This window comes from Lysinibacillus sp. NPDC056185 (genome assembly GCF_047737915.1).
In the GTDB taxonomy this organism is placed as follows: domain Bacteria; phylum Bacillota; class Bacilli; order Bacillales_A; family Planococcaceae; genus Lysinibacillus.
Map to the genome: position 1 here is coordinate 22,038 of NZ_JBLLLQ010000029.1, position 13,415 is coordinate 35,452.

General features: G+C 37.7%; 10 protein-coding genes and 1 other annotated feature. Of the genes, 7 read left to right on the forward strand and 3 right to left on the reverse strand.

Annotation, left to right across the window (positions count from 1 at the left end; translation table 11 throughout):
- Positions 1 to 25: 25 nt before the first annotated feature.
- Positions 26 to 334, forward strand: a complete 309-nt coding sequence (locus ACMZ42_RS21685) for a metal-sulfur cluster assembly factor (RefSeq protein ID WP_053596309.1) — start codon at positions 26 to 28, stop codon at positions 332 to 334.
- A gap of 833 nt (positions 335 to 1,167) precedes the next feature.
- On the opposite strand, the gene ACMZ42_RS21690 is transcribed toward ACMZ42_RS21685, so the two are convergent.
- Complete coding sequence (locus ACMZ42_RS21690; protein WP_370076720.1) at positions 1,168 to 1,854, reverse strand: Crp/Fnr family transcriptional regulator; 687 nt, start codon at positions 1,852 to 1,854, stop codon at positions 1,168 to 1,170.
- 269 nt (positions 1,855 to 2,123) lie between these two features.
- On the opposite strand from ACMZ42_RS21690, the gene ACMZ42_RS21695 reads away from it, so the two are divergent.
- A complete protein-coding gene (locus tag ACMZ42_RS21695; protein WP_415732751.1) occupies positions 2,124 to 4,250 on the forward strand; it encodes an ATP-dependent Clp protease ATP-binding subunit in 2,127 nt (708 codons plus the stop codon).
- Positions 4,251 to 4,298: 48 nt separating this feature from the next.
- On the opposite strand, the gene ACMZ42_RS21700 is transcribed toward ACMZ42_RS21695, so the two are convergent.
- The gene (locus ACMZ42_RS21700; RefSeq protein WP_370076723.1) at positions 4,299 to 4,493 is read right to left on the reverse strand and encodes a YjzD family protein; all 195 of its coding nucleotides are present in this window, start codon (positions 4,491 to 4,493) and stop codon (positions 4,299 to 4,301) included.
- A gap of 1,077 nt (positions 4,494 to 5,570) precedes the next feature.
- On the opposite strand from ACMZ42_RS21700, the gene ACMZ42_RS21705 reads away from it, so the two are divergent.
- Entirely contained in the window at positions 5,571 to 6,509 is a 939-nt protein-coding gene (locus tag ACMZ42_RS21705; protein WP_370076725.1) for a beta-ketoacyl-ACP synthase III, read from the forward strand.
- 30 nt (positions 6,510 to 6,539) lie between these two features.
- Positions 6,540 to 7,781, forward strand: a complete 1,242-nt coding sequence (gene fabF, locus ACMZ42_RS21710) for a beta-ketoacyl-ACP synthase II (protein ID WP_415732752.1) — start codon at positions 6,540 to 6,542, stop codon at positions 7,779 to 7,781.
- A gap of 856 nt (positions 7,782 to 8,637) precedes the next feature.
- Here the strand turns inward: fabF and trpS are convergent.
- On the reverse strand, positions 8,638 to 9,627 hold the full coding sequence (gene trpS, locus ACMZ42_RS21715; protein WP_415732753.1) for a tryptophan--tRNA ligase: 990 nt from the start codon (positions 9,625 to 9,627) through the stop codon (positions 8,638 to 8,640).
- 104 nt (positions 9,628 to 9,731) lie between these two features.
- Positions 9,732 to 9,965 (reverse strand) — a binding site (T-box leader).
- A gap of 638 nt (positions 9,966 to 10,603) precedes the next feature.
- Here trpS and spxA point away from each other — a divergent pair.
- From spxA to ACMZ42_RS21730, 3 genes are all read left to right on the forward strand, one after another.
- Entirely contained in the window at positions 10,604 to 10,999 is a 396-nt protein-coding gene (gene spxA, locus ACMZ42_RS21720; RefSeq protein ID WP_024362527.1) for a transcriptional regulator SpxA, read from the forward strand.
- Positions 11,000 to 11,434: 435 nt separating this feature from the next.
- Complete coding sequence (mecA, locus tag ACMZ42_RS21725) at positions 11,435 to 12,103, forward strand: adaptor protein MecA (RefSeq protein ID WP_370076731.1); 669 nt, start codon at positions 11,435 to 11,437, stop codon at positions 12,101 to 12,103.
- A 180-nt stretch (positions 12,104 to 12,283) separates the two neighbouring features.
- Entirely contained in the window at positions 12,284 to 13,393 is a 1,110-nt protein-coding gene (locus tag ACMZ42_RS21730; protein WP_415732754.1) for a competence protein CoiA, read from the forward strand.
- Positions 13,394 to 13,415: the final 22 nt, after the last annotated feature.

The window sequence follows — 13,415 nt, forward strand, 5'->3', positions numbered from 1 at the left end:
CACTGTGACGGAAGGAGAAATACAGATGGATCAAGATATGAAAGACAGCATGTTCGGTGCATTAGAAAATGTAATTGACCCTGAGCTTGGTATTGATATCGTCAACTTAGGTTTAGTATATGATGTAGAGTTAGATGAAGAAGGTGTAGCAACCGTTACAATGACGCTAACGTCTATGGGCTGCCCAATGGGACCTGTTATTGTTGATCAAGTGAACACAGCTTTAGGTGAGCTTCCAGAGGTAAAAAGTACAAATGTCAATATTGTATGGAATCCACCTTGGTCAAAAGACAAAATGTCACGCTATGCAAAAATGGCATTAGGAGTACGCTAAGTCCACTTAATGCATGATAAAAAATCCCCGCTTGCAACAGTAAGCGGGGATTTTTGCTGTCGAAAAACTATTGTGTCAATGTAATTAAGGTGTCCTAGATAATATAATAAAGTATGGTTCTTCGGCAAAGGGGTTGATTTCCGTTTCGGCTGGGCGCTTTCCTGGGGGCGTCCGATGAGCCGCTTCACTCGCGTTGCTCGCTCCAGGGTCTCATCTGTGACGCTGTTCCCCAAGGAGTCGCCCAACCTCCACTCCAATCAACTATTTCTCTTAAGTATGTTTCTTCTGGCATGTTCCTTTAATTTATAGCGATAAAACGAAACTTCAGCAATGTTTTTATGTGCGAAAGCGGAGCGTCAGCAAGATCAGGTGTACAATAGCATTACTGTTATAAGATTCTTCTGTTTGATTATGATGAGTTGCCATAGCGTTCACTTTTGAAATATATAAAATTTATAAAAGTTCTACGCTATCGCTGATTGGAGTGGAAGGCTACTCGACTCCCGTGGGAAAGCGAGACAGGCGAGACCCTGCACGGAGCGGATGTTTTCTGTGCGAAAGCGTAGCGACAGCAACAACAACAGCGGAGGAAGCGGCTCGACGCTCGTCCACAGGAAGCTCTGCTCTGCGCGAAAGCGAAGCGTCAGCGACAAAGCGAGTAGCCTGGAACGGAAATCAACTCTATGTTATTATTGATGAATTTTTATCGGAACAATTTTAGCTTTTATCGGAATATTATCCGTTTTTATCAACTATGCTTTGCTTAAGAGAATGCTTTAATGCCACAAAAACCCCGCTTACAACTCATAAGCGGGGTTTTTGCGTGTAACGATTTAATCGATACGACATATTTGTAACGGACAATTCTCACAGGCGATTTCATCCTTTAAAAATTGTAAATCGTGAATGGTAATATAACCTTTTTCGAAGGATATGATATTTTGCTTCTTTAAGTCATTAAGCATGCGATTAATCATTTCTCGACTCGTCGCACATAAATTAGCGATTTCTGTATTTGTTAATGGGAGATCAATATAAATAGTGTCATTTTCTAAAGGCTTACCATAAGTATTTGAAAGGCGGATAAGTGTTGAAAATAAAGCGCCCTTTTTACCATTTAAAACTAAATCGCGCAAACGACTTTGATGTTTTAAATTTTCTGTTTGCAACCACTTCATATATTCCACCATTAAATTAGGTTGTTCCACTAGTAAAAGTTCCAATGATTCACGGCTTAGTACATATAAACTAGAGGGTTCTAAAACTTTAGCAGTCATAGAATTATACGTAAGGTTACAAAATAATGAGCTTTCTCCAATAATACTATCTGGACCACAAATACGAATGGTTAATTCTTTCCCATTCTCTGTTTCCTGACTAATCGAGATTGCTCCTGTTTTTATATAATAAATTTCTTTCGCACGTTCGCCCTCTAAAAAAATTTTACTATCCTTATTCACTTTAATAAAAACACCGTGTTTTTGAAAAAGATCGTGAAATTTTTCTTGTATATTATCCATAATAGTCATATCTTCAACACATCTCTTTCTTTTTACGTAAAAATTGTTTAATTATTACAAAATAAGGTGAACAATTTACTAAATCTAAGAAATATACTTTTATTATAACGTAATTTTCCAGTTATAAGTGAAGAAATTTTAGGACTATTTCTTTGCTATGATTTGTCGTGTGTTGTAAAATAAAGTTAGTCAAAAAAGGTCAAACATTTTTAATGAAACAGAATGGCGAACGGGATTCCGCTTAACATTATTGAAAAGGAGTGCTAAATATGCAATTTCAACAAACAAATGACAAAAAACCATTAGAACAATTTGGACGTAATTTAATTGAAGAAGTAAAAAACGGTAAAATGGACCCGGTAATCGGCCGTGATGAAGAAATTCGGAATGTTATTCGGATTTTAACACGTAAAACGAAAAATAATCCTGTCTTAATAGGTGAGCCTGGGGTTGGTAAAACAGCTATTGTAGAAGGATTAGCCCAACGTATCGTAAAGGGCGATGTGCCTGAGGGGTTAAAGGATTGCATACTGTATGAGTTAGATATGAGTGCCTTAATAGCAGGTGCTAGTTATCGAGGACAATTTGAAGAGCGCTTAAAGGGTGTTTTAAAAGAGGTAAAAGACTCAGAGGGGCGCATTATTTTATTTATAGATGAAATTCATACGATTGTTGGCGCTGGTAAAACGGAAGGTGCGATGGACGCTGGGAATATGCTAAAGCCAATGCTTGCACGAGGTGAGCTACATTGTATCGGAGCTACAACATTAGATGAATACCGTATGTATATTGAAAAAGATCCTGCTTTAGAGCGTCGTTTCCAACAAGTGCTTGTACGTGAGCCATCTATTGAAGATACAGTTTCCATTTTACGAGGCTTGAAAGAGCGCTTTGAGTTACATCATGCAGTACGCATTCATGACCGTGCGATTGTAGCGGCAGCAGAGCTTTCAAATCGCTATATTACAGAGCGTTTCCTGCCAGATAAGGCCATCGATTTAATCGATGAAGCATGTGCGATGATTCGCACAGAAATTGATTCCATGCCACAGGAATTGGATGCAGTAAAACGCCGTATTATGCAACTTGAAATTGAGGAACAAGCACTACGTAAAGAAAAGGACGAGGCAAGCAAAAAGCGACTAGAGCAACTCAGTGATGAATTAACAAAGCTGAAAGAATCTTCTGAGGGTATGCTTAAACAATGGGAAACCGAAAAAGAAGCGTTACAAGGCATTCAGAAAAAACGTGAAAAACTTGATAAATACCGTCGTGACTTAGATGAAGCAGAAAGTAAATATGATTTGAATAAAGCAGCCGAACTACGTCATGGCAAAATTCCTACACTTGAAAAGGACATTCAAGAGATGGAAAAACAATTAGAGAATGGTACGGAATCACGTATTTTACGTGAAGAGGTAACAGCTGATGAAATCGCATCTATCGTCTCACGCTGGACAGGGATACCAGTGACGAAATTAGTAGAAGGTGAGCGTGAAAAATTATTGCGCTTAAAAGATACATTGCATGAGCGTGTAGTCGGACAAGATAATGCTGTACAACTTGTTACAGAAGCGGTATGGCGTGCTCGAGCTGGTATTAAAGACCCGCATCGACCAATTGGTAGCTTTTTATTCCTAGGGCCAACAGGTGTTGGTAAAACAGAGCTTGCGAAGGCACTAGCGGCACAGCTGTTTGATTCTGAGGATCATTTTATTCGCATTGATATGAGTGAATATATGGAGAAGCATAGTGTATCACGTCTTGTAGGGGCACCTCCAGGCTATATTGGTTATGAAGAAGGTGGACAATTAACAGAAGCTGTTCGCCGAAATCCATATTCAGTAGTATTATTAGATGAAATTGAAAAAGCTCACCCTGATGTTGCAAATATTTTACTGCAAATTTTAGATGATGGACGCATTACGGATAGCCAAGGTCGTATGGTCAACTTTACGAACACAGTGGTTATTTTAACTTCTAACATTGGCTCAAACTATTTAATGGAAGCAAAAGAAGAAGATGTAGCAGTTGAGGATTTAGTGATGGCTGCACTTCGTCAACACTTTAAACCAGAGCTGTTAAATCGAATGGATGATATCATTATGTTCCATGCACTATCGGATGAGCACTTCACAGCGATTGCTTGGAAATATGTCGAACAGCTTATCAAACGAGTTGCAGAGCAAGAAATTACTTTACAAGTAGAACAAAATGTAATTGACTGGGTTGTAGAACAAGGAGCAGATGCTCAGTTTGGCGCTAGACCACTAAAACGCTTCGTGCAACGTTATATTGAAACTGCGGTTGCAAAAGAATTGCTTCGTGGTGAAGTATTACCAGGAGAAACATTGCACATTAGAATGCATGATGGCCAATGCATCGTTGAAAAATAACAAAAAAACCTGTTCCGCATTGAGCGAAACAGGTTTTTTCTAGTTGAATTAATGATTGTCTGCAGCTTCTGGAGTTGACTCGTTTGGAATAACTGCACCGATGATGAAAACAAGAATTGTAAATACAACTGATGTGACAACAGCAGTTTGGAAATCAAAATCTGCACCAAGTACAGCGCTTACTACGTAGTTTACCATTGAAACTAGTAGGAATGACCATATGAATGTTACGATATATTGCATTAATTTCACCTCAACCGAACTTTTTTATATCATTATCATATCATAACATAAATCGAAAAAAAAAGAACCTTTTCTGTGAAACATGGCGAATTTGTAACAACGATAATCATCAATTGAGAACATTTTAGATGGCAAAATATTCGATTGGTTCATATCTATTTTCGATTTCCTGCTGTTTCCGGAAGTGTATCTTTTCTTAGCTTCTACATTAATGTGGAAACATGATTTTTTTCATTATTGTTGGCAGGTATGAAATTTTAGAGCAAAAAGGCTAATGTTGTAGTTCTAAGTTATCTCATACCGAGGTGGCTTATTTGGGTCATCTGTGATGCGTTGGTCATTATTAATTTGAAACTTTTCTACGTACCATTCGTATTATAACTAGGACAATTCTAATTTTATAGAACTGAATAAAGGGAGAAATGAATTTTTTGAACCATTGAATGAAACAATTACTTTTTGTGATTTACTTGATTACCATTGCGGATGCGTATTACTCAACGTTGTTTATTGAATCAAAAACACCACCGCAACACCAGACGATTAAAGCGTCAGCCATTACGTTGGCACAACTACGGTAGCAAACCTAACAAAAAGAAACGTACAACACGTCGTTTGAAACCTTCTGTGTTGCAACCCATCAAGCGATTTCTTCAGAGCACTAAGTGTTCCAAAGAAAACGTGATCCTTAACGACCTATTAGAGAATAGTTTGGACGTACGCAGATTCATGCGAGAGCCACCTTTCATCTTTTTACGATATCGACTTTTACGATGTTGATAATAGCAATTGTTAGACTAAAGCTGCAGATCTATTTGCAGCTTTTTTCATTAACCACCATTATTAAATTTTTCAGCCTCACTTATCCTCAAAAATACGCTTTTTCCTGCATCAGTTCTAAAAGTTGTAGATGACATTTGTTAAATCGTATGGCATGTATATAAGTTGATTGGAGACCATTGATACTACTAGTTTTAAGACGTTAAATTTAATTCATCTTGCACCTATCCTTCATTATGAGTTATAATTATGACCAGTTACTAATAATTGATAGTAAGAAAGCAGAGGGGTTGCTAAATGAACGCTGGTATTATAGGAATTGGCAAATACGTTCCGGAGAAGGTCGTTACAAATTTTGATTTAGAAAAAATGATGGACACTTCGGATGAATGGATTCGAACACGCACGGGGATTGAAGAACGTCGTTTTGCCGCAGATGATCAGGATACGTCAGATTTAGCAGTAGCTGCTGCTAAGGAGGCTATTGCAAAAGCAGGTATTACGCCAGAGGAAATAGGCTTAATCCTTGTTGCAACTGTAACACAAGATCAAAACTTTCCAAGTGTAGCATGTATGGTTCAGGAGCAAATCGGAGCAGTCAATGCAGCTGCGATGGATCAAGCGGCTGCTTGTGCAGGATTTATATATAGTTTAGTGACAGCAAAGCAATTTGTAGAATCAAATGCTTATAAATATGTCTTAGTAGTAGGTGTTGAAAAGCTGTCGAAAGTACTTGATTGGGAAGATCGCAATACTGCTGTATTATTCGGTGACGGTGCAAGTGCAGCGATTGTTGGTCCAGTATCAGAAGGTAGAGGTATTTTATCATTTGAGCTTGGAGCTGACGGCACAGGTGGAAAGAACTTGTATTTAACACAGCAAGATACAATCGCTATGAATGGCCGTGAAGTATTTAAGTTTGCCGTTCGTCAAATGGGTGAATCTGCAGTAAACGTTTTAGAAAAAGTAGGTTTAACAAAAGAAGACGTAGATTTTTTAGTGCCGCATCAGGCGAATATTCGAATTATGGAATCAGCTCGTGAGCGTTTAGAGCTACCACCGGAAAAAATGTCAAAAACGATTCACAAATATGGGAATACGTCGGCAGCATCTATTGGTATTTCCTTGGTAGATGAGCTTGAAGCAGGTAAGATAAAAGATGATGATTTATTAGTACTTGTTGGATTTGGTGGTGGCTTAACATGGGGCGCCGTTACAATAAGATGGGGAAAATAAAAACGAAAAATGCTTGAGGGGAGTAAGACAATGAGTAAACGACGAGTAGTAATTACAGGAATTGGCGCAGTTACACCACTAGGAAATAGCATCGAAGAAACATGGACTAACATTAAAGCTGGAAAATCTGGCGTTGGCGAGTTAACGCGTTTAAATAAAGATCTTTTCGCAGCGAAAATTGCTGCTGAAGTGAAAGATTTTAATATAGAAAAGTATATCGAACGTAAAGAAGCCCGTAAAATGGATCGTTTTACACAGTATGCCTTAGCAGCGTCTATCATGGCGATGGAAGATGCACAATTAACAATCGATGAAGAACTAGCACCACGAGCAGGTGTCTGGATTGGCTCTGGAATCGGTGGGATGGAAACATATGAACAACAGTTTTTAACTTTCCAAGAGCGTGGAGCAAGACGTGTAAGTCCATTCTTTATTCCAATGATGATTCCAGATATGGCTTCAGGCCAAGTATCGATTCACTTTGGAGCAAAGGGTATTAACTCTTGTTCAGTAACTGCTTGTGCTTCAGGTACAAACTCCATTGGGGATGCTTTTAAAGTAATTGAGCGTGGCGATGCAGATGTTATGATTTCTGGTGGTGCTGAGTCGCCAATCGTTACAATGGCAGTAGCAGGCTTCTGCGCAAATACTGCATTATCTTTAAATACAGATCCAGAAACAGCTTGCCGTCCATTCGATAAGAATCGCGATGGTTTCATCATCGGTGAAGGTGCGGGTATTGTTATTTTGGAAGAGTATGAGCACGCAAAAGCCCGCGATGCAAAAATCTATGCAGAAGTTCTTGGCTACGGTGCAACAGGGGATGCGCATCATATTACAGCTCCAGCTCCAGAAGGAGAAGGTGCTTCTCGTGCAATGATGCAAGCTTTAACTGATGGTGGCGTAGAAGCTTCTCAAGTAGACTATATTAACGCACATGGAACAAGCACACCATATAATGATTTATTTGAAACACAGGCAGTAAAAACAGTCTTTGGTGAACATGCCTATAAGCTTGCGATGAGTTCTACAAAATCAATGACAGGTCACTTATTAGGTGCAGCTGGTGGTGTTGAAGCTATTTTCACAGCGCTAGCATTGAAAGAAGGCATTTTACCACCGACAATTAATTTAACAGATCCAGATCCAGATTGTGATTTAGATTATGTACCGAATGAAGCTCGAAAAGCAGAGATTCAATATGCAATGAGTAATTCACTTGGGTTTGGTGGACACAACGCTAGTCTACTATTCAAAAAAATCGAGGAATAATAAAGTAAAACTTTAATCAGTGGGGTTTCATCTCCCACTGATTTTTATAGTTCACCATTCGGGCTTTAACAGGCAGTTAATTAAGGTGTCATCATATTAAATAAAGTAAGGCTTTTCCGCAAAACGAGGGGTTGATTTCCGTTCCGACTGGGCGCTTTGTTGCTGTCGCTTCGCTTTCGCACAGAGCAAAGCTTCCCTGGGGGCGTCCGATGAGCCGCTTCACTCGCGGTGCTCGCTCCAGGGTCTCGGGCCAACACGATGTTGGTCACGAAGGCGTTATCACAGGATGTGATGCTTTTAGCCTTCGTTCCTCTATCGCTGATCCCCAAGGAGTCGCCCAGTCTCCACTCCAATCAACCGCTCTGCAGCAAAACGTCTTTATATGCGGAAAAATAGTGGCAGTAACAACAGATGTACAGTCGCTTCACTGCTATAAGTCTATTCTGTTTGATTAGTCTTTCAACAACATAAAAAAACGTCAGCCAATTTACGTGGCTGACGTCTTTTTTTATAGTTTTGTGAATAGATGATAATTAAGAAGAAATAGAAAGGATGCCCTTATCTTGTTCCGACTCTTTTTATTTTTAATGAGCTATGGCTTATTGATTCTCTCAGTAGGGAATCTCATTTTGTATTTGAATTATCGGACACTCGGATATTCCTGGCTAGTAGTTTTTAAGTTCATGGCACAAACATCAGCATTTTATATGGCCATTGGATCAGCCATTGTGTTATGCGCTGTTGTACTTGATCTTGGTTATGATAAAACTTTAAATGAAAAAGAGAAAATGTAACTCTTAAGTTGCTCTCTTTTTGGCCAAGCTCTTACAATCATCTTTATGATAAAGTCTTCTTTTTAGCGACTTGCACGACCAAGGCCCATTGCCTCTTCCATGCGTTTTAATGTAGCACTTGCAATTGCATTTGCCTTTTCAGCACCTGCGTCTAAAATAATATCTAATTCTGATGATTCTACCAAATTATAGAACTTCTCTTGAATTGGTGTCAGGTGATCAATAACAGCTGCTGCAACGCCTTGTTTGAAACCACCATAGCCAACGCCTTCGTATTTTTTTACAAGGTCGTCAATTGATACGCCTGAAATGGCAGATTCGATTGTTAGTAAATTAGAAACACCAGGTTTATTTTCTACATCAAATGCCACAATACCATCAGAGTCAGTAACAGCAGACTTAATTTTTTTCTCAATATCTTTCGCTGTATCTAAAAGCTTGATTGTCGCTTTTGTATTTGGATCAGATTTACTCATTTTCTTAGTTGGTTCCTGTAGTGATTTGATACGAGCTCCCGCTTTCGGTAATTGAATTTCAGGAATCGTTAAAACGTCACCATAACGTTTGTTAAAGCGCTCTGCTAGATCACGAGTAAGTTCAATATGCTGCTTCTGATCATCACCAACAGGGACAATGTTTGTATTATACAAAAGGATGTCTGCTGCCATTAATGGTGGATATGTTAGTAGAGCGGCAGATACGCTTTCCTTACCGTGAGATTTATCCTTGAACTGTGTCATACGTTCAAGCTCTCCAATCGATGCGACACATTGTAGCATCCAGCCTGCCTGTGCATGTGCTGGCACTTCTGATTGAATAAATAATGTAGATTTTTTAGGATCGATTCCAGTAGCGATATACGTAGCTGCTAGGTTGCGAATATTTTGACGTAATTCCTTGGGATCTTGTGCCACTGTTATTGCATGCTGATCGACGATACAATAAACAGCATCTCCTTCATCTTGTAATGCAGGGAATTGCTTAAACGCACCTAAATAATTCCCTAGAGTTACAATACCTGTTGGCTGTACGCCTGAAAAAATAGTTGTCATTGTCATTTCCTCCTTGAATTTTGTTACCTCAGCTAGTCTTTACATAAGACCTGATCCGTTGATCCAAAATAAAAAAACATCATGCGTCCTCATTAGTTTTCTAATGAAGGGACGAATGATGTTTGAATCCGCGGTACCACCCAGCTTGCCTAAATCGGCCACTTTGCTTCGTAACGTGAAGGGACGAGCTTTGCTAATAGACTCCAGTAAGGAAACTAAGACGTTCACAAAGCTAACTCGGAAGTCCATTCCAAATGCTTACACGATCTGTTTGCAGCAACCACAGACTCTCTTAACGTGTAAAGTGCATATGTACTACTCTTCGTCAGCGTTTTTTTATTTAGTTCAATAACCGTCTTCCATCTGTATAGATGAGGTGAACCCACCAAAGACATAATTGATTGATTGCAAAAAATTATATTATAAAGGATCGGTAAAAAGCAAGTGGGTAAAGTCAGACTTTTGGCGGTGTTCATTATTGGAAAAAAATTATATGCTATTTTCGCTGGTTTTTTATTTCCGTGCAGCAATAAATGTTTTCTGTCGAAAACGAAGCGTCAGCGACAAAGCGCCCAGCCGGAACGGAGATCAACCACACGTTATGGTAACAAACTATTTATTTGAAAATGCAACCAATATTAGTAAATATACGTCTATATTGTACACACGGAACTGACAATATTCTCGTTTAAATTTTTTAAATGAGAACAAAAATAATCACGAAATGAGTGTTTAAAACGTGCTGCGAATGGGAATATTATTAGTAGTTCATTAGACATGCCAAGAAGTAACCTGCTTTGAAAAGTTATATAAATAGACAGAAAATTTTGTGTGATAGGGTTATTCTTTTTTTTATTGGAACTATATTCAAACATCACAGAGTACTGTATAATGGTATGTAGATTACATTACATTAATTCTAATTTAACACGCTGGTTTATAGATAATGATTAAAAGGAAAGGATGTGTCAGTATGATAGTAACTTTATTTACATCACCAAGTTGTACGTCTTGCCGAAAAGCGAAAGCATGGTTAGAGGAACATGAAATCCCATATACAGAACGTAATATATTTTCCGAACCATTAAGCATTAGTGAAATTAAAGAGATTTTGCGTATGACAGAGGATGGTACGGACGAAATTATTTCAACTCGATCAAAGATTTTCCAGAAATTGAATGTTGATGTTGAAAGCTTACCATTACAACGTTTATATGAGTTAATTCAAGAGTATCCAGGTTTATTACGTCGTCCAATCATTTTAGATGAGAAACGTTTACAAGTTGGCTACAATGAGGATGAAATTCGTCGTTTCCTACCTCGTAAGGTTCGTGCGTATCAATTGCAAGAAGCACAGCGCATGGTGAACTAATATCTCCATATTCTGCATAGAATAAGTATTAGATGTTACATATGCATCAAGCATATAGTGACATCTATTTTTTTGTGTTTTACTTATGTAAATCCTTCTATATAAAGTATAATAAATAGTAGGGAAAAGTCATATATTTCCGTAAAGTATGTTAAACTTGATTTAAACTTAATAGTTTACTACAATTTCAATAATTCAAATATCTTCTGTGAAACGGTGTATATCCTTTTCATTTTATGACAGAACAGCATACAATATAATTAGAGACAACTGTGGACAATTAATTTTTGATTTCGGTTGCTCAACGGTTTTACTGTAGTGTGGTCAAAGGTTGAAAAACAAAAACGGGGTATGAGGTTAAAAACAATGAATAAAAGCATACTAATGAAACAAAACTGTTTTTCGACAAATGACAGTGAAGGGAGATGAGGTCTAGTGGACATCGAACGTGTAAACGAAAATACACTCAAGCTCTTTATTACGTACAATGATATAGAGGATCGCGGCTATAGTCGTGAAGAAATTTGGTACAATCGAGCAAAGGGTGAACAACTTTTTTGGGATATGATTGATGAAGTAAACACGGAGGATTACTTTGATGTAGAAGGTCCTATTTGGATTCATATCAATGCGTCTGAAGTAGGCTTAGAAATCATTGTCACACGTGCACATATTTTAAAAGACGGTGAAACCTTAGATGGTTCTTCGCAATTTGGCGAACACAAAGAGATGTTTGCCCCATTTGAGGACGTTGGAGAAGATCTTCTCAGTCAACTAACTCAGTTTGGTGACTTAGATGAATCAGAGTTATTTATGGATACAGATATTTATGTTTATAAATTTAAAGATATTGATGAGTTAATCCCTGTAGCGAAACGCATAACAGATGAATTAGTGGATTCCTCATTATTTAAATATGAAAATTGGTACTATTTGGTAGTTGATTTCGCGAACGCAGATGAAGAACTAAATCATCACGATAGAAATGCCGTTATTAAAGAATTTTTAATACCATCAAATTTCACAATCCATCGCTTAGAGGAATATGGCGAAAAAATTATGGAATATAATTGCTTTGAAACAGTGCGAAAATATTTTATTTAAAGTAATAAGTACTTGATTCAGTGGCTTAGACTGTAAACAAACTTGGTGATTATCAAGTTTGTTTACAGTCTTTTTATTTCGGTTTAAAAGATAACAATTTTTAAATTTCAAGAAAAAGCCGTTCTTTATTTGTTGCTTTAAAAACACTCCTTTACAATCAGTCAAAAAGGAGATGATTTTATGCTTATGGCCTATAACGAACTTCAGCAGATTTTCCTCCCATACCATTATTCAAGGGAAGAATTACAACGATATAGGCGGCAGATGAAATTTTATTGTCCCCAATGCCAACAGCCTGTCCAATTAAAGATTGGCCAATATAATATCCCTCATTTCGCACATATTGCTAATAATAGCTGTGAGCAGTTATTTGCAGAGGGTGAATCAAAACTTCATTTACAAGGAAAAGTCCAATTATTTGAATGGCTAAGAAAACTCGGGCATACAGTAAGGCTGGAGCCTTATTTACAGAAACTTTCACAGCGACCAGATATGCTTCTAATAAAGGAGCAAAAGCAAATTGCTATTGAATTTCAATGTAGTACAATTTCCCATGAAAAGTGGCTATTGCGTACATCTGGATATGAGGAAAATTCTATACAGCCGTTGTGGCTTTTTCAAACACCTCAAAAACAATCTACACAAGGTATTCAAAAAATTTCTATTTCCCCAATTATGCAAAAGGTGATAATGGTCACAGCACAAGGCTTAACTTATTTGGTGACCTATGATGCAAACACATCGAGATTTATTTATTGGACGAATCTTCTTCATGTTCATGGGTATACTTTTATAGGTAAAGTACTGGAACTAACGATTAACAAGCAACATTTCCCTTTTTTTGAGCCTAAGCCAATTACGAAAGAGGAATTTCATCTATATTGGCAGCTTTATAAAAAGCAGTGTAAGCAATTCGTATACCAACGTTTATTACATAGTAAAAATGGAGTACAAGATTCATTTTTACGAAGTAGTTATGAGTTACGCTTTACTTTAACTGCAATGCCTGATTACGTAGGTGTTCCGGTAAAAGATGCAGAAGCGATACCGATGTTTTCTATTGAGTGGCAAACGATTTTCCTCTATTTTTGTCGTCGATTACAATTAGAACCTCATGAACTAGACGAGAGAACTATTCGATCGTTTTTAATCCAACAAAATGTAGGGGTAACAAATCAAGCAGTACAAGCAATTAAAAATTATGGAATGGTGCTGGCGAAAAGTTATGAAGAAAAGGATATTTGTGAGCAAATATACGCACATTTATTTGCAATTGCCACAATATACTGAGAAAATATGAGAGTATAGGAAA

Excerpts from the sequence above, each read along its gene's own strand:
- fabF (WP_415732752.1), top strand. The coding sequence starts at position 6,540 with ATGAGTAAACGACGAGTAGTAATTACAGGAATTGGCGCAGTTACACCA.
- ACMZ42_RS21690 (WP_370076720.1), bottom strand. The coding sequence starts at position 1,854 with ATGGATAATATACAAGAAAAATTTCACGATCTTTTTCAAAAACACGGT.
- ACMZ42_RS21730 (WP_415732754.1), top strand. The coding sequence starts at position 12,284 with ATGCTTATGGCCTATAACGAACTTCAGCAGATTTTCCTCCCATACCAT.
- ACMZ42_RS21695 (WP_415732751.1), top strand. The coding sequence starts at position 2,124 with ATGCAATTTCAACAAACAAATGACAAAAAACCATTAGAACAATTTGGA.
- ACMZ42_RS21705 (WP_370076725.1), top strand. The coding sequence starts at position 5,571 with ATGAACGCTGGTATTATAGGAATTGGCAAATACGTTCCGGAGAAGGTC.
- ACMZ42_RS21685 (WP_053596309.1), top strand. The coding sequence starts at position 26 with ATGGATCAAGATATGAAAGACAGCATGTTCGGTGCATTAGAAAATGTA.
- ACMZ42_RS21700 (WP_370076723.1), bottom strand. The coding sequence starts at position 4,493 with ATGCAATATATCGTAACATTCATATGGTCATTCCTACTAGTTTCAATG.
- trpS (WP_415732753.1), bottom strand. The coding sequence starts at position 9,627 with ATGACAACTATTTTTTCAGGCGTACAGCCAACAGGTATTGTAACTCTA.